Source organism: Lactiplantibacillus modestisalitolerans (genome assembly GCF_005405425.1).
In the GTDB taxonomy this organism is placed as follows: Bacteria; Bacillota; Bacilli; order Lactobacillales; family Lactobacillaceae; genus Lactiplantibacillus; species Lactiplantibacillus modestisalitolerans.
In genome coordinates this window covers 69,816-86,775 of sequence record NZ_BJEA01000004.1, presented here as the reverse complement: position 1 = coordinate 86,775, position 16,960 = coordinate 69,816, and the positions used below count along the sequence as shown (strand labels likewise).

Below are 16,960 nucleotides of genomic sequence, written 5' to 3'. Positions count from 1 at the left end.
ATACCTCCTAAAAGTATGACCCTTTAATTTTTAATTAACCCGCTTATCAATATGCCGCACGGCAATGTCCCCAATAAACTGGAAAATAAACACAATGATAACGATAATGACCGTAGCGACTAAGGTAATCGCATTGTTATTGGACTGGAACCCGTCTTGATAGGCTAAGTTTCCTAAACCGCCGGCCCCAATCGCACCGGCCATGGCAGTGTAACCAATTAAGCTAATGGTTGTCACGGTAATCCCGGACACCAACGCTGGCATGCTTTCGGGTAACAATACCTTGCGAATAATTTGCCAACGGGTCGCGCCCATCGACTCGGCCGCTTCAATGACGCCATGATCCAATTCGTGGAACGCTAATTCCACCATCCGCGCATAAAACGGTGCGGCTGAAATAATCAATGATGGTAACGCCGCGCGGGGCCCGATAATGGTCCCAACAATCTTTTGCGTAATTGGCAACAGTAACACGATTAAAATAATAAATGGAATTGACCGGAAGACGTTCACGAAGAGTGAAACGATCCAGTTCAGCGCTCGAACCAAAAAATTATGGCTATTCGTAGTTTCAAATAAAAGTAACCCAAGCGCAATCCCTAAAATTGCCACCACGATCATTGAGCCGACCGTCAACCAAACGGTTTCCCAAGTTGCCGATAACATGTTGCCCCAATCAACGTTGGAGAATTGAAAATATGAACCTAACCCTTGATCATTCACGATTTAAGACCTCCGTTTCAACCCGCAATTTCTTTAAGTACGCTAGCCCACCGTCTAGCTGGTCGCGTTCACCGTTCAATTGAATGTAGAGCGAGCCAATCGCCCCTTCTTGCGTTTGGTGAATCCCACCCTCAATGATGTTCAAGTCCAAATCATACTTTTTAAGGACTTCTGAAACAATTGGGAGCTGCGCTTGATCGCCGTGGAACGTTAATTTAACGATGGCGCCTTGTGGGTACTTTTTAATCAACTGGTCAACGACAACCGTCGTTTCATCTAGCGATGGCGTCACTTCTTCATTGACGAACCGCTTCGTAACGGCCTGTTGTGGTCGCTTAAAGACGTCGAGGACCGGGCCCTGTTCAACAATCTTCCCATTTTCCATCACCGCCACGTGGTCCGCAATTTTACGAATCACGTGCATTTCGTGGGTGATCAAGATAATCGTCAAGTGTAACTTTTCGTTGATTGATAATAGTAAGTCGAGCACTTCGTCCGTCGTCTGCGGATCCAGCGCACTCGTTGCTTCGTCCGACAACAGAATTTGGGGATCGTTAGCTAGGGCCCGTGCAATCCCGACCCGCTGCTTTTGACCACCTGATAATTCAGACGGGTAAGCCGCTTCCCGGCCCGCTAAGCCCACTAAATCGGCCAAGTGTTCCGCCTTTTTCTGGGCGTCGGCCTTCGACAGACCCGCAATTTCAAGTGGAAACATGATGTTTTGCAAGACGGTTCGCGACCACAATAGGTTAAAATGTTGGAAGATCATCCCAATCTTTTGGCGCTCTTCGCGCAACTTTGCGGCTCCCAAACCTGTGATTTCAACCCCGTCAATGTCAACGCTCCCGCTAGTCGGCGTTTCCAGACCGTTGAGCATCCGGACCAAGGTACTCTTTCCGGCACCAGAGTAACCAACGATCCCGTAAATGTGCCCATCTTCGATTTTTAAATTAACGTCTTGAACCGCGTGCACGGTTCCCTGTTTAGTGTTAAAGGTCTTCGTGACGTCTTTAAATTCAATCAATTTCAATTCCTCCTTACAACTAAAAAAACTGCTCATCCCGTTATGATTACATTGTAATCCATAACAGGACGAACAGTTTTGTTCGTGGTACCACCCATTTTTACAACCGACTCACGTCAATTGCCTCAAGAGTTATAATAACTCCGCACGTTAATGGGTGCGACCCAAGTGGGACTTACGCGTTGCGCTCGCCACACTTCATTACTCCAAGACCATCTTCAGCTTCATGGTTAATTCCCTTTGCACCAACCGGGAACTCTCTAGGTAACCATTACCGCGTACTCATCTTTTCAAAATGATTTGATTTTTAATCAATTATTAATCTTAATGAATGTAATGAGTATACCGAGCACACTTAAGATTGTCAAGTGGAAGTACTAGTCAACATCAATTAACCAAGCAACCCCGTCTTCAACGCTGTTGAGCGCTTCAAAACTATCCTTCAAGGCCGGGTTAACCGCAACAACGGTCCCATTAATCGGGCAGTTAAATTCTGAAACGGCCTTGGTTGCTTCGACGCTAAAGAAAGCTGCTTTTTGAGTTACCTTATCACCAATTGCTGGCAATTCGGCGTACTTAACCTCGCCCAGCGCTTCGTGCGCGGCCTTGGTCAAACCGATGCGGGTATGGCCATCAACGTCTTTAGTCCAAAAATAAGTTGCATCTTCACTCATAAAATCTCCACCATGCTTTCCAAAAATATTTGACTATTCAAACCGGTCGTTACGGCTGAACATGTACGACTTATAATGATAACGCATCGACATGATTAAGCCAATCCCAGCCATGTTCGCAATCAACGCGGAACCCCCTTGACTAATGAACGGCAACGGAATCCCAGTCATTGGCAACAGCCCGATGCTCATCCCAATATTTTCAAAGACGTGGAAGAGCACCATCATGATAACCCCGGTTGAAATGTACGCGTAAAACTCATTTTTCGTGTCAAAAGTGACCCGAATCATTTGATAAATCAGTAAAAAGTATAACAAAATCACGATAACTGCTCCGATAAAACCAAAGTTTTCCCCAATGACGGAGAAAATCATATCGGATTCACGGACGGGGACGGTAACGTGTGAGACGTTAAAACCGCGCCCAGTAATTTGACCAGAGCCAATGGCCTTCATGCTTTGCCACGTTTGGTAGGCCGTGTTCGACGTATCGGTCGACGGGTTTAACCACGTGTCGATTCGGTCAAATTGGTAGGCCTTAAAGCCCAATGCTTCCAAAATATGACGCCCACTTTGGAAAATAACCAGGTATAACGCCGTTCCGGCTAGCACGAAGACGCCCCCGAAGAGCGGTGCCAGTAACCGCCAGCTAATCCCGGAAACGAGGATGACCCCGCCGAGGATGGCGAAGAAGACCAGCATCGTCCCAAAGTCGTTTTGTAGTTTTAAAAGTACCGCAACCGGCACCGTGTACGCCAACAACTTCCCAATCAGTTTCCAATCATTGATTGGTGTATGCACTGGGTACTCCGTGTTGTGCATCGTCACGACCCGGCCGAGCATTAAAATAAAAGCCGGTTTCATTACTTCGGATGGCTGAAAGGTTAACGAGCCAATTGCAAACCAGCTCCGAGCCCCGGTGTTAATAAACAGTGAACGACTATAAAGAAACAGAACCGCAACCAGCAGGAAAATCCCGAACCAGTATGCAATCGGCGCTAGTCGCCAAAGTTGCTCCGAATCAAACTGCATTGCAATGACGGCAAGGGCCGTCCCAATTACGAACCACATCACCTGCGAAATCACTTGGCGGGTAACGTTGACCGAGCTTGAGTCATGAACGGCAGCAACGTAAATTGAGGCCAGTCCAATCAAACTTAGCATCATGACGGAAAAAATGATTCCCCAGTCAATTCTTGAATCGTCGTCTTGTTGACGAAGTCTTGTTTGCTCTGCCACAAATAACGCTCCTTAATGTAAATTCTAAGTTAAGCTATATTATACAACAACCTGGACCCGTTTGACCGGGACCAGGTTGAAGGTTTACTAAAAATTAGCCTTTGTGGAGATGGTAAGCTGAGATGATTTCTTGCAAACTTTCGTCGAAAGACTTGGTATGCGCGAACGGCTGGTTGGCACTAGCCATCTGTGCATCAAATCGTTCGCCGACTTGCGTAACCTGCCCAATCACTTGTTTGCCGATCAACACTTCCGTCACCGGCTGCTGACCAACTTTGGTTTCATTTAAGGTAACCGAAATCGCCTTATCTTTTTTTGACACTTTTCTTGTCCTCCCTAAAAAGCGGGTTGCGTCTTAACGTAAACTGATCCGGGACGGGATCTAACCCGCCGCGCACAAAGGGCTGACAGCGTAAAATGCGCCCAATTGCCATCAAACTCCCCCGGCCCACGCCAAACCGTGTGATGGCGGTTAGGGCGTAGTTGGAACAAGTTGGTTGGTAACGACAATGGGCGGGGCGAAACGCCGAAAAAGCCCGTTGGTACAACCGAATCAATTTAATCAACAACCGTTTCATAAGCGCTTATTTCTTCTTTTTAGCTGTCTTTTGCATGTGTTCTAACAAAATACCAGCCCCCTGAGCCACGTTGTTCAGTGGGTGTTCGGCAACCATTACGGGAACCTTCAAGTTTTCGCTGATCAACTGGTCTAAGCCGCTCAGTAACGCACCCCCACCGGTTAAGGTGATACCGCGGTCAATAATGTCAGCGGCAATTTCGGGTGGCAACGTCTCCATGACGTGGTGGGCGGTGCTGACGATCTGCATCAAGGTTTCGTGAATGGCACCCTCAACCTCGTTAGAATCGATCGTAATCGAACGTGGCATCCCCGTAACGGTATCCCGCCCGCGGACCTCCATCGTTTTATCATCGTCGCCTTCCTGTTTGAAGACTTGCGCAATCTGAATTTTAACCCGTTCAGCACTGCGTTCCCCAATCAGTAAGTGGTGGTTATCCTTAACGTAGTTGGCGATGTCCTGGTTCATCCGGTCACCAGCCATCCGCAGTGAGCTACTTGCAACGATGTCGCCTAATGAAAGCACGGCAATGTCACTCGTCCCCCCACCAATATCGATGACCATGTTACCGCGGGGTTGGAAAATATCCATTCCGGCACCAATCGCGGCTACTTTCGGTTCAACCTCAAGGTAAACTTTGTTACCCCCCGACTTTTCAGCAGCTTGTAAAATCGCTTTACGTTCGATTTCCGTGGTGTTAGTCGGGGTACAGATCATAATGCTTGGACGTGACATGACGCCCCGCACGTTTAATTTTTTAATGAAATACGACAGCATTTCCTCGGTAACGTCAAAATCCGAGATCACACCATCTTTTAACGGCCGGATTGCCCGAATGTTACTTGGCGTTTTCCCAACCATTTGGTAGGCTTCTGACCCAACGGCTAACACTTGATTCGTATTCGTATCAATGGCAACAACGGACGGTTCGTTTAACACGATGCCCTTACCCGATACGTAAATCAAAACGTTGGCAGTTCCCAGGTCAATTCCAATATCTAAAGCCATGTTTTTGCTCCTCTCAAACAGACAATTATACGACTAACCATTATACCATACTCATTAGTTGATGAGAACTAACGCTAATCGTCACGGCGTTTAGACCACTCGTCGACGGTTAACGAATAGATTGCTTCATCCCGGTAAGTCCCGTTCACGAGAATGTTTTCTGGTAAGGTTGCGTCCAAGTGGTACTGACGGCGTAATGCGACGGCCCGGCTTGCCTGATTATGAACATCGGCGCCGAGCGCTAATTTATGCAAATCCAGTTCCGTAAAGGCAATCTCTTCAAGCCGTTCGAGGGCCTTCGTCATGTATCCCTTCCCGGTATACGCCTGACCCAGCCAATAACCCACTTCGCCCCGGTGATTAGTCAAATCGATATTATGAATGTCAATCATCCCGGCAACTTCCCCGTCGACCACCAACGTGGCAATAAAAACGTGGCCGTGGGCTTGCTTCGTGAGCATGTCTTCAATAAAGTGACGCTCATCAGCCACGGTAGCCGTTGCGTCCACCCAGGGCATCCACGGCTTCAACGTTGCCCGGTTTTGATCGACAAGGTCAAATAACGGTTCCGCGTCAGCAACCTCGGTTGGCTTCAATGATAAGTGTTGATCGATAATATTTATAAACATTAGTCAAAAAATCCTCCTGAATTCACGTTAACCTAGCCGCAACGGCTGGTTAGAAAAAACCTTCAAAAACGAGTTTATCGCACTTTGAAGGTTTTGTAAGCAATTATTAATGATTTTGTTTATTCCGCAGCTTCATGCGCGTAATCAGAATTGAGCGCGTAGACGCTTTCGTCAGGAACGCTAATCCGCTTAACGTCCGCTCCCAAGCGGGCTAACTTACCGTGAAAGTCAAAGTAACCGCGATCAAGGTACTTCAAATTCGTCACTTCGGTATACCCACGCGCGACCAGTCCCGCAATCACTAACGCCGCAGCGGCCCGGAGATCGGTTGCAGCAACCTGAGCCCCGTTAAAATCAGTCGGACCATAGAGAATCACAGAACGCCCTTCGACTTTAAAATCGGCGTTCATGCGGCGTAGTTCTTCTAAGTGCATGAACCGGTTTTCAAAGACGGTTTCCGTTAGTAAGCTCGTCCCCTGCGCACAGAGTTGCAAAATAGTCATTTGGGGTTGCATATCCGTTGGAAAACCAGGATGAGGTAACGTCTTAACCGAAGTCGGCTTTAATTGCTTCGGACCGATGACCCGAACACCGTCGGGTTCATCCCGAACAACCACGCCCATTTCGCGCATTTTAGAAATCAGCGGCTTATTATGCTCGCTAATCGCATCTTCGACCAACACGTTACCCGCAGTGACGGCGGCCGCTACCATAAAAGTGCCCGCTTCAATCCGGTCTTGAACGATACTGTGCTCGCAACCGTGTAATTGCCGCACCCCTTCAATCCGCAAGGTTTCAGTTCCAGCACCGGTAATTCGGGCCCCCATTTGATTCAAGCAGTTAGCCAAGTCCACAATTTCGGGCTCACGGGCAACGTTTTCCATCACCGTTTCCCCTTCGGCTAAAGTTGCTGCCATCATAATATTTTGAGTGGCACCCACGCTTGGAAAATCTAAGTAAATTGACGCGCCGTGTAAATGTTCGGCACTAGCCTCAACGTAACCATCATGGCGCTCGATGGTTGCGCCTAGCGCACTTAGACCCTTCAGGTGCAAATCAATTGGCCGTGAGCCAATGGCACAGCCACCAGGCATGGCCACCTTGGCGTGCCCACAGCGTGCCAGTAACGGCCCCATCACGACGATCGAAGCGCGCATCTTAGAAACGTACTGGAACGGCGCTTCCGACGATAATTGCCGGGTCGCGTCAATTGTAATTTCTTTATTAATTTCATCGAAATCAATGGTTGTATTTAAAAATCTAAGCACGTTATTCATTGTAAAAACGTCCGATAATACCGGTACGTTCGTTAGCCGCGTGCGTCCTTCACTGGCTAAAATGCTCGCCGCCAAAATTGGCAGTACCGCATTTTTAGCACCTTCAATGTGTACATTGCCTGTCAAACGTTGACCGCCATGAACTACAATTTCTTCCATGGATAACCCTCCATCACTAAACGATTATAACTAAACATAGGTTGCGTGAATTATAGATTGCACTGTGGAAGCCTCTGCGTCCACCTGGCCGTTCTTCGGCGTTCGGTCTTCAAATTTTGCAAGCAAAAATTACTTGTATGACCCAATTTACAATCCAAATATTACAAAATCGGTATTAATCCCCACGGTGGTCCATAACCAGCTAGGGGCGTTCAATCACCGATATTGCGCCTGACTACCTCACCATCATAACATAGAACGACAGTCTAGCGATATTACATTTTACAATTTGATTACATTTTCGCAACAATTAAGTCAAACCAATGATTAGTTAATTAATTAGAAATCGTCCCAGTAAAGTCAGCAAATTAGTTGCTAATAGCAAGTCTGCTTAGTTGGCAATAACAACTTAATAACCTAGCTTTTCCCACCAGCTTTAACACTGAAGCACAAAAAAAGCATCCACTAATTAGCGGATGCTTTTCAAGATATTATTTACGTCATCAACGGGAGTCCCCTTAACGGTGGGCCACCCGTAACCGGTTAACTGCTCGCTTCAAAGCCACTTGGGCCCGCGCTAACTCAGCATCATCATGCTTTTGTTGCGCTTCGCGAATCCGACTTTCCGCACGTTTCCGCGCGTTTTCAGCCCGGGCAACGTCAATATCATTCTGACGTTCAGCACTATCGGCAACGATGGTTGCGACGTTATTACTAAACTCAACAAAACCGCCGTTAACGGCAATTTCATCGTCTTCCTGATCACTTTCGAGTTGCTTGATCCGAACTTCGTCGATTGCAAGTGAGGCAATCACGGGAATATGATTTGGTAAAATACCAAGTTCACCGTTGATCGTACGTACGATCAACATCGGGGTCTTATTCTCATAGACCTGACCGTCGGGAGTTACGATGCTAACGGTTATTGATTTGGCATTGTCAGCCATGCAATCCCCTCCTAATCAGTGACCATCGACTTCGCTTTTTCAACGACATCTTCGATCTTACCAACTTGGCGGAAGGCGTCTTCAGGTAAATCATCATATTTACCTTCAAGAATTTCCTTGAAGCCTTTGATGGTTTCCTTAATTGGCACGTATGAGCCTGGTTGGCCGGTGAAGTTTTCGGCAACGAAGAAGTTTTGTGAAAGGAAGAATTGAATCCGCCGGGCACGCGCCACGGTCGTCTTTTCTTCGTCAGACAATTCATCCATCCCTAAAATTGAGATGATGTCTTGCAATTCACGGTAGCGTTGTAACACGCGTTGTACTTCGGTTGCAACTTGGTAATGTTCTTCACCAACGATGGATGGATCCAACGCAATTGATGAAGAAGCCAACGGGTCAACGGCCGGGTAAATCCCTTGTTCCGTCAAAGAACGTTCCAAGTTGGTCGTCGCGTCCAAATGGGCGAAAGTCGTTGCGGGTGCCGGGTCGGTATAGTCATCGGCAGGCACGTAAACGGCTTGAATCGACGTAACCGAACCCTTCTTAGTCGAGGTGATTCGTTCTTGCAACTGACCCATTTCAGTGGCCAACGTTGGTTGGTAACCAACGGCAGAAGGGATCCGACCAAGTAAGGCGGAAACTTCAGAACCGGCTTGCGTAAACCGGAAAATGTTATCGATAAACAAGAGCACGTCTTGGCCAGCAACGTCCCGGAAGTATTCCGCAATCGTTAAACCAGTCAAGGCAACCCGCATCCGGGCACCCGGCGGTTCGTTCATTTGTCCGTAAACCATGGCCGTGTTCTTCAGAACCCCGGAAGCCTTCATTTCAAAGTAAAGGTCGTTCCCTTCACGGGTCCGTTCACCAACACCGGTGAAAACGGAAATCCCGTTATGTTCTTGCGCAATGTTATGAATTAATTCCTGAATTAAAACGGTTTTACCAACACCGGCACCACCGAACAACCCAATCTTACCACCACGAACGTATGGTGCGAGCAGGTCAATAACCTTAATCCCGGTTTCCAATACTTCCGTACTAGTTGTTAATTCATCATACTTTGGCGCATCCCGGTGAATCGGGTTACGTTCGGCATCTGGACCGAATTCTGGACCACCATCAATGGTTTCCCCTAAAACGTTAAATACCCGGCCTAACGTCTCTTTACCAACGGGAACCGTGATTGAAGAACCAGTGTCTTCAACTGCCATTCCCCGGCGTAAACCATCCGTACCGTCCATCGCAACGGTCCGAACGACCCCGTCACCAAGTTCCAAGGAAACTTCAACCGTTAAGGTTTCATCGTGATCCTTGTGAATGATTAGGGCGTTATTAATATCCGGTAACTTGTCGTTTAGAGAGAATTCAACGTCGACAACGGGTCCAATAACTTGTACAACTTTACCTGTACTCATTAGTCGTTAATTCCTCCCACTATTCTTGCGCTACCAGGCCACCAGTAATTTCTGTAATTTCAGTCGTAATGGCGGCTTGACGCGCACGGTTATATTTCAGATTCAACTTATCGATTAACTCGCCAGCGTTATCTGATGCAGCCTTCATCGCAGTTGACGATGAAGCGTGTTCAGCAGTCTTGGCATCCAAAATCGCACCGTAGACCAGGCTTTCCGCGTATTGCGGTAGTACGGCCGACAAAATGGCGTCCTCGGACGGTTCCATTTCGTATTCCGGACCAACGTCTAAGCGGCTATCCTTAGCCTGACGGTTATCTTTTTCACTTTGTTCAAAGGTTTCTTCGGTAATCGGCAGCATTTTGACCGCACGGAAGCCTGAAGAAAGCCGGTTGATGAAGTGATTATAAAAGACGTACAGTTCGTCAAAGACCTCATTATGGTACATTGACGTGACCGTTTTAACGATTTCACGAACTTCTTTAAAGGTCGGCACGTCGGAGACGCCGCGGTATTCGTACGCCACGTTATAGCCGTTCTTCTTATAAAAGTCCGCACCGGTCCCACCAACGCCTAACACAACGGCTTGTTCAGCCGAAATGTGATGCTGACGCATAAAGTCATTCGTCTGCTTTAAGACGTTACTATTATAGCTACCAACGAGGCCCCGATCCGAAGTGATGACTAATAATCCGGTCCGTTTAACCGGCCGTTTAGTTAACAACTCACTTACTGAAATGGCATTCGGGTTGGCGCTTGCGATTCCGGCACTTGCTGACATCAGATGAGCCTTGGCAAGATGTGAAACGATACTTTCAACCTTTGAAGCGTACACTTGATACGTCAACGTATGCTTTTGAATCTGGTTCAACTTAGAAGTTGAAACCATTTGCATTGCGGACGTAATTTGGTGGGTCTTCTTAGTCGATTCAATTCGACGTTTGACATCCATTAATGATTCTGCCATTGGTTACTCACCTTCCTTTTCAGCCAATTGACTACTTCGCAGCAGTATCAGCGGTTGGCTGGAACTGCGCTGCAAATTCATCCAACGCACCGTTCATTTGGTCGGCATCTGGTAATTTCTTCGTTGAAAGAATCGTGTCAAACAAATCTTGGTGACTGGCATGAATAAAGTCAAATAATTCATTTTGATAACGGGCAATGTCTGACACTGCAACCTTATCAAGGTAACCATTCGTCAAAGCGTATAAAATCATAACTTGTTCTTCAACCTTAAGTGGCGAATGAACAGGTTGTTTCAAGACTTCAACGATCCGTTGCCCACGGTTTAACTTCGACTGCGTTGCCGCATCCAAATCAGAACCGAATTGTGAGAAGGATTCCAGTTCACGGTAAGAAGCTAAGTCCAACCGCAGGGTCCCAGCAACGGACTTCATGGCTTTCACTTGGGCATCCCCACCAACCCGGGAAACTGAGGCCCCGGCATCGATTGCGGGCCGAACACCTGAATAGAACGAATCACTATCCAAGAAGATTTGCCCATCGGTGATGGAAATAACGTTGGTTGGAATGTAAGCGGAAATATCCCCAGCTTGCGTTTCGATAATTGGTAAGGCCGTCATTGAACCGCCACCCAATTCATCGTTTAACTTGGCTGCCCGTTCGAGCAAGCGTGAATGCAAGTAGAATACGTCCCCAGGATAAGCTTCACGACCTGGCGGACGCCGTAAGATTAATGAAAGTTCACGGTAAGCCGTTGCTTGTTTTGAAAGGTCATCATAAACAATCAATACGTGCTTGCCGTTAAACATGAACTCTTCACCCATTGCAGCGCCAGAGTATGGTGCTAAGTATAGTAATGGGGCTGGTTCAGAAGGACCAGCAGTTACAACGATGGTATAATCCATCGCGCCTAACTTTTTGAGCGTTTCAACTTGGGAACGCACCGTTGAGTCCTTTTGACCAATTGCGACGTAAATACAGATCATATCCTGATCTTTTTGATTTAAAATCGTATCGATCGCAACTGACGTTTTCCCAGTTTTCCGGTCACCGATGATCAACTCACGTTGACCACGGCCAATCGGAACGAGGGCGTCAATCGCTTTAATCCCAGTTTGTAACGGTTCGCTAACCGATTGCCGCTGCATAATCCCAGGAGCTTTGTGTTCAATTGGGCGCGTTTTAGTGGTTTTAATTTCACCTAAACCGTCAATTGGTTGACCTAACGGGTTAACGACCCGGCCAATCATGGCGTCCCCAACTGGAACTTCCATGATTCGACCCGTCCGTTTAACCGTATCACCTTCACGGATACCATCGAAATCCCCTAAAATAACGATACCAACGTCGTTACTTTCAAGGTTTTGGACCATCCCGTAAACCCCGTTACTAAATTCAAGTAATTCACCTTGTAAGGCGTTATCGAGGCCGTGCGCACGGGCAATCCCGTCACCAACGTAGGTGACCGTACCAGTTTCAGCAACTGAGAGCTCAGTTTGATAACTTTCTAATTGTTGTTTGATTAGAGCACTGATTTCTTCAGATTTAATGCTCATAAAAGTTTCACCTCTTCGTAAACTAATTGTTGATGAGTGCTCGTCTTAAATTCGTGAGTTGCAACGCAACGCTTCCATCAAACGTTTGATTATTTGATTTCACAATTACGCCACCGATGATCGCTTCGTCCACTTTACGGGTTAAAACGACCTGATTTGCGCCAACGCGCTTCGCAAATGCGTCCGCGATGGCATTGGCTTGCTCATCTGACAACTTGACCGCAGACGTTACTTCGGCATGCACTATCTTACGACTTTCATCGAAACGTGTTTCAAACGCGTCGACAATATCGATTAAGTTCGACATGCGGCCGTAATCATACAACATTTGAATAAAGTTTTGAATGTATTCTGAAGCGTGGTCAGTCAAAGTTGACAACGTTGCCTGCTTTTGATCAACCGGAAGCAATGATCCTGACAGGACCTCTGCCAATTGCGGATTGTCGACAAAGACTTGCCGTAATTGCTTTAATTCGGCCAGGAATGCTTCGGTCTGATCCTTTTCAATTGCAAGCTCAAAGAGGGCCTTTGAGTAGCGGTTTGCAATTGTAAGTTTATCAAGACTCATGCTTTCCCAACCCTTCAATATACGAATTAATTAATGCCTGTTGGCCTTCCGGATCCAGTTGCTTCTTAATAATCTTCGAAGCAATTTGGACCGAAATGTCAGCGACGTCAGATTGGACGTTCTTCAAGGCATCTTGACGCTCCTGTTCGATATCCTTACGTGCGTTTTGCTTATATTGCGCTGCTTCATTTTGCGCGTCGGAAACGATAGTTGCACGTTGTTGTTCCCCGCTTTGCTTAGCATCGCTCACAATGTCGCTAGCTTCTTGCCGTGAATGTGAGAGCGCCTCGCGCCGTTGGTCCGCTAAATCACTCGCTTCTTGCCGTGATTTTTGTGCAGAATCAATATCGTTTGCGATTTTGTCCGCCCGGTCGCCCATCATCTTGGTAATTGGATTCCAAGCGACTTTGGCAATGACCGCCATCAAAATAATGAAACTAATGGCAATAAACAGCATGTCACCAAGGTATAAACCGGATGCACCGATAATTAAATGCGAGAGCATCTAATGACACCTCCTTCTTTCATTTTTCATTAAAATGAACTCGTTGACCGAATATGATTACTTGTTCATAACCATCAAGGCAACAACGAAGGAAATGATAGGCATTGATTCGATTAACCCAACACCGATGAACATGTTAGTCCGTAATTGACCAGATAATTCTGGTTGACGGGCCATCCCTTCAAGCATCTTAGAAATAACCAAACCGTTACCAATACCAGCACCTAAAGCGGCACCAAACATCGCAATACCTGCAGCAATTGCTCCCATAATCTGTGTATCCTCCTTAAAATTAAAAAACAAGAAATTTTTATTCCTCAGTTGAAACCTTTTGAGAAATATAAACTGAAGTCAAGGTGACAAACACGAATGCTTGCACACTCCCGATAAATACTGAGAACCCCTGCCATAAAAATTCAATTGGGAAGGCGTAGACGTAACTAAACCATCCACTACCACCAGTTGCTAATGACGCAACTTTGCCCAATAACATTTCACCGGCAAAGATATTCCCGAACAACCGAAGTCCTAACGTTAAGAAGTCGGTAAATTGTTCAAAGATGTTAATCGGTAAGAATACGAGGAAAGGTGAAGTATAACTCTTTAAATAGCCCTTCATTCCTTGCTTCTGTACCCCAGCAGCATGTGCTAACGCCACTGTCATAAACGATAACGTTAAAGTGACAATTGGATCTGCGGTCGGACTTTTAACGTACGTATAATCTCCAACTTGGACGTGAATAAACAATCCTAATTGGTTAGCGACGAAAATAAAAAGGAATAACGTAAACGCGTACAGGCCAAAACGACCTGCGTCATTCCCCTTAATAGATCCCTTGACAATGCCATTCGTGAACTCGATGAGCCACTCCAGCACATTTTGTCCACCCTTGGGTTTTAACGCAATATGTCGTGACAACAAAAAAACAAACAAAAAAACGATCAGACACGTTATGACAATTGAAATGTCGTTCGCGATGTTAAACGTTAGCCCAAGGAATTTGACCGTAGGAACTGGATCACCCACTGAATATCACCTCTTTCCTTTAATTTCGGTGTCACGATAACCTTAACCTGTAACCTGACCGTCGTCAATTTTATCGCAACCTGAAATGGTGGATCAGGGTTACCCCTAATCAAAATACAATGGTAATAATACCACCACCGTTAAAAAATTTCAAAATAATTTCAAAGAATAACCACAACTAAAAAATCCTACCACGACAAGCTTTCACCTGGCTTTTGCATGGCAGAATTTTCATTTTTATCAGATTTCTTTCATTTTTTGAAAATCAACGTGTGCGTTTACTTCTCGTTAACCGCCGTATCTGGAAGCACTAAGTTCATAATAATTCCTAAAACGGTCGCAACCGCAAGCCCACTAAATTGAAAACTTCCAAGTTGTAAGTAGGCGTTTCCAATCCCAATTACCAACACGGCCGACGCAATCATTAAATTACGTTTTTTATTAAAGTCAATTTGATTATCAATCAAAATCCGCATCCCACTTGAAGCAATTACCCCGAATAATAAGAAGCTAACGCCCCCAATAACCGGTGACGGAATACTTTCAATCAAGGCGGATAACTTACCGATAAAACTGAAGACGACCGCAAAGAACGCTGCGCCAGCAAGCACGTAGACACTGTGGACCCGTGTGATTGCCATAACACCAATGTTTTCACCGTAGGACGTTACGGGCGGGCCCCCGACAAAGCCCGCAATAATGGAGGCCGTCCCGTCCCCCGCTAAGGTATGGCTCAAACCCGGATCCTTAAAAAAGTTCCGTTTGGTTAATTTATTTAACACCATAATGTGGCCCATGTGCTCAGACATTGTCACAAAGGCGATTGGCGCCATACTTAAAATTGCGCCCCAATAGATTCCGGGATGATAATTAATAAACGGAATTTGGAAATTCGGTAGTGCAAACCACGGCGCCTGCACCACCGGCTTAAAGTCAACGATGCCAAACAGCACGGCAATGATGTATCCAGAAACGATTCCAAGCAGAATTGGCACTAAACTCATGAATCCTCGTAAATACATATTAAATACGATTGTCAATACCATTGTAAGCATTGCGACGGCAAAGTAACGCAGGTCGTAGGTATTACCATTCATCGTCGCATCCTTAGCCGCCGTACTAGCTAACGACAGCCCAATCACCATGACAATCGGTCCAACCACGATTGGTGGAAGCGCCTTATCGATCCAATCTGATCCAATTAATGTGACTAATAAACTAACTAATAAATAAACGCAGCCAACCGCAACCGTCCCTTGCGCGATGGCGGGATACCCGGCCGTCTTCATCAACGACTGCATGACAACAATGAATGAGAAACTCGAGCCCATGTAAGCCGGAATCTTGTGCCGCGTAATCAGTAAGTACATCAACGTCCCGACCCCGGAACTAAATAACGCAATCCCCGGATTCAGGCCTACTAAAATTGGCACTAACACCGTTGACCCGAACATTGAGAATAAGTGTTGAATGGATAGGCCCATCCAACTCCCAAACTTTGGTCGGTCGTGAATATCTAGGACGGCCTCGTCATTATGAAACGCCGTTTGTTTTGACATAACGCACCCCTTTTTCAATGATGGCAAAATAAAAAGACAGCCTCACACTCAAAGTGACTGGCTGTCCGAAATTACATGCACTCCCATTATGAAGGCACGTCCGTTCATCCTTTTCAGCCTCTCTGAGCTAAATTAAAGGAACTGTTCAATTGCAATTAGTTTACGCGTCTCGGGTTTAATTGTCAACTAATGTTGATATAAATAAACTTAAGTGGGTATTTCTACGGTCGGCAGCACCTTTTCATGGATTTTCTAAATGTATATTCAGGGAGTCCGCGAGAAAGTGGGCAGTTTGAGTAGTCCCCAAGACCGACCTTGAGCTCACTTAAATCAACCTATAATATGGTAGAGAAAATTTTTTTGTCCCATAAATGAGACGAATTTACGGGACAAAAAAGGCGACCACCCTTTCAGGTAGCCACCCGTTCTGAACGCCAATTTTAATGCGTTTTTACTTCGTACCAAATAACCGGTCACCAGCATCGCCTAAACCAGGAACGATGTAGCCGTCCTCGTTTAAGTGATCATCCAGTGCCGCCGTATAAATATCAATGTCCGGGTGCGCTTCACGGAGGGCTTTTACCCCTTCGGGTGCGGCAACTAAGCACATAAACTTAATGTTGCTAGCCCCACGCTTCTTCAGCATATCCATTGCCATGATGGCCGAGCCACCAGTTGCAAGCATTGGATCAACGACGAAGAGTTGCCGTTGCGAAATATCACTAGGTAACTTTACAAAATATTCAACCGGCTTCAACGTCTTTTCATCGCGATACATCCCAACGTGACCGACCTTAGCTGCGGGAATCATGTTCAAAAACCCGTCAACCATGCCAAGACCTGCCCGTAGAATCGGTACAATGGCCACTTTCTTACCAGCCAACGTCTTTTGCGTTGACTTGCTAATTGGTGTTTCAATCTCAATATCCTTTAACGGCATGTCCCGTGAGACTTCGTAAGCCATCAACGTCGAGATTTCATTAACCATTTCCCGAAAGACCTTTGTTCCGCATTCTTTTTCCCGAATGATCGTTAACTTATGTTGAATGAGCGGATGATTCAAAACCTCAAACTTACCCATGTTGCTACGCACACTCCTTAGTGATTTC

The 16,960-nt window shown here is 46.3% G+C and carries 19 protein-coding genes; all 19 read right to left on the bottom strand.

From position 1 onward, the window contains the following. Window positions 1-30: 30 nt before the first annotated feature. The 19 genes from FFM79_RS03155 to upp all read right to left on the bottom strand — a co-directional run bounded on the left by FFM79_RS03155 (window position 31) and on the right by upp (window position 16,932). Window positions 31-723: a methionine ABC transporter permease gene (locus tag FFM79_RS03155; RefSeq protein WP_137642018.1), complete on the bottom strand. Its 693-nt coding sequence runs from the start codon at window positions 721-723 to the stop codon at window positions 31-33. After that, window positions 716-1,747, bottom strand: a complete 1,032-nt coding sequence (locus FFM79_RS03150; RefSeq protein ID WP_137642017.1) for a methionine ABC transporter ATP-binding protein — start codon at window positions 1,745-1,747, stop codon at window positions 716-718. The genes FFM79_RS03155 and FFM79_RS03150 overlap by 8 nt, the downstream gene beginning before the upstream one ends. Window positions 1,748-2,124: 377 nt before the next feature. After that, window positions 2,125-2,421: a glycine cleavage system H family protein gene (locus FFM79_RS03145; RefSeq protein WP_137642016.1), complete on the bottom strand. Its 297-nt coding sequence runs from the start codon at window positions 2,419-2,421 to the stop codon at window positions 2,125-2,127. 33 nt (window positions 2,422-2,454) lie between these two features. After that, on the bottom strand, window positions 2,455-3,660 hold the full coding sequence (locus FFM79_RS03140) for an FtsW/RodA/SpoVE family cell cycle protein (RefSeq protein ID WP_137642015.1): 1,206 nt from the start codon (window positions 3,658-3,660) through the stop codon (window positions 2,455-2,457). 94 nt (window positions 3,661-3,754) lie between these two features. Next, complete coding sequence (locus FFM79_RS03135) at window positions 3,755-3,982, bottom strand: DUF2969 domain-containing protein (RefSeq protein WP_137642014.1); 228 nt, start codon at window positions 3,980-3,982, stop codon at window positions 3,755-3,757. Then, window positions 3,966-4,238 carry a membrane protein insertion efficiency factor YidD gene (gene yidD, locus FFM79_RS03130; RefSeq protein WP_137642013.1) on the bottom strand — a complete coding sequence of 91 codons (273 nt, stop codon included), beginning with the start codon at window positions 4,236-4,238 and terminating at the stop codon, window positions 3,966-3,968. Before yidD ends, FFM79_RS03135 begins: the two co-directional genes overlap by 17 nt. Before the next feature lie 6 nt (window positions 4,239-4,244). Beyond that, window positions 4,245-5,246, bottom strand: a complete 1,002-nt coding sequence (locus FFM79_RS03125; RefSeq protein ID WP_137642012.1) for a rod shape-determining protein — start codon at window positions 5,244-5,246, stop codon at window positions 4,245-4,247. 74 nt (window positions 5,247-5,320) lie between these two features. Then, window positions 5,321-5,875, bottom strand: coding sequence for a GNAT family N-acetyltransferase (locus tag FFM79_RS03120; protein WP_137642011.1), 555 nt, complete (start codon window positions 5,873-5,875; stop codon window positions 5,321-5,323). Window positions 5,876-5,994: 119 nt separating this feature from the next. Next, window positions 5,995-7,311, bottom strand: coding sequence for a UDP-N-acetylglucosamine 1-carboxyvinyltransferase (gene murA / locus FFM79_RS03115; RefSeq protein ID WP_137642010.1), 1,317 nt, complete (start codon window positions 7,309-7,311; stop codon window positions 5,995-5,997). A 518-nt stretch (window positions 7,312-7,829) separates the two neighbouring features. Beyond that, window positions 7,830-8,258, bottom strand: coding sequence for a F0F1 ATP synthase subunit epsilon (locus FFM79_RS03110; protein ID WP_137642009.1), 429 nt, complete (start codon window positions 8,256-8,258; stop codon window positions 7,830-7,832). Window positions 8,259-8,269: 11 nt separating this feature from the next. Beyond that, window positions 8,270-9,673: a F0F1 ATP synthase subunit beta gene (gene atpD, locus FFM79_RS03105; RefSeq protein ID WP_137642008.1), complete on the bottom strand. Its 1,404-nt coding sequence runs from the start codon at window positions 9,671-9,673 to the stop codon at window positions 8,270-8,272. Between the two features lie 19 nt (window positions 9,674-9,692). Beyond that, window positions 9,693-10,637, bottom strand: a complete 945-nt coding sequence (locus FFM79_RS03100; protein WP_137642007.1) for a F0F1 ATP synthase subunit gamma — start codon at window positions 10,635-10,637, stop codon at window positions 9,693-9,695. 31 nt (window positions 10,638-10,668) lie between these two features. After that, a complete protein-coding gene (gene atpA, locus FFM79_RS03095; RefSeq protein ID WP_137642006.1) occupies window positions 10,669-12,192 on the bottom strand; it encodes a F0F1 ATP synthase subunit alpha in 1,524 nt (507 codons plus the stop codon). Between the two features lie 22 nt (window positions 12,193-12,214). Then, window positions 12,215-12,760 carry an ATP synthase F1 subunit delta gene (atpH, locus tag FFM79_RS03090; protein WP_137642005.1) on the bottom strand — a complete coding sequence of 182 codons (546 nt, stop codon included), beginning with the start codon at window positions 12,758-12,760 and terminating at the stop codon, window positions 12,215-12,217. After that, window positions 12,750-13,265 carry a F0F1 ATP synthase subunit B gene (gene atpF / locus FFM79_RS03085; protein ID WP_137642004.1) on the bottom strand — a complete coding sequence of 172 codons (516 nt, stop codon included), beginning with the start codon at window positions 13,263-13,265 and terminating at the stop codon, window positions 12,750-12,752. Before atpF ends, atpH begins: the two co-directional genes overlap by 11 nt. 57 nt (window positions 13,266-13,322) lie before the next feature. After that, window positions 13,323-13,535 (bottom strand): F0F1 ATP synthase subunit C, encoded by a 213-nt coding sequence (atpE, locus tag FFM79_RS03080; protein WP_003639224.1) that lies wholly within the window; start codon window positions 13,533-13,535, stop codon window positions 13,323-13,325. A gap of 40 nt (window positions 13,536-13,575) precedes the next feature. Beyond that, entirely contained in the window at window positions 13,576-14,292 is a 717-nt protein-coding gene (gene atpB, locus FFM79_RS03075) for a F0F1 ATP synthase subunit A (protein WP_137642003.1), read from the bottom strand. 278 nt (window positions 14,293-14,570) lie between these two features. Beyond that, complete coding sequence (locus tag FFM79_RS03070) at window positions 14,571-15,851, bottom strand: uracil-xanthine permease family protein (RefSeq protein ID WP_137642002.1); 1,281 nt, start codon at window positions 15,849-15,851, stop codon at window positions 14,571-14,573. A 451-nt stretch (window positions 15,852-16,302) separates the two neighbouring features. Next, the gene (gene upp, locus FFM79_RS03065; protein ID WP_137642001.1) at window positions 16,303-16,932 is read right to left on the bottom strand and encodes a uracil phosphoribosyltransferase; all 630 of its coding nucleotides are present in this window, start codon (window positions 16,930-16,932) and stop codon (window positions 16,303-16,305) included. Window positions 16,933-16,960 lie beyond the last annotated feature (28 nt).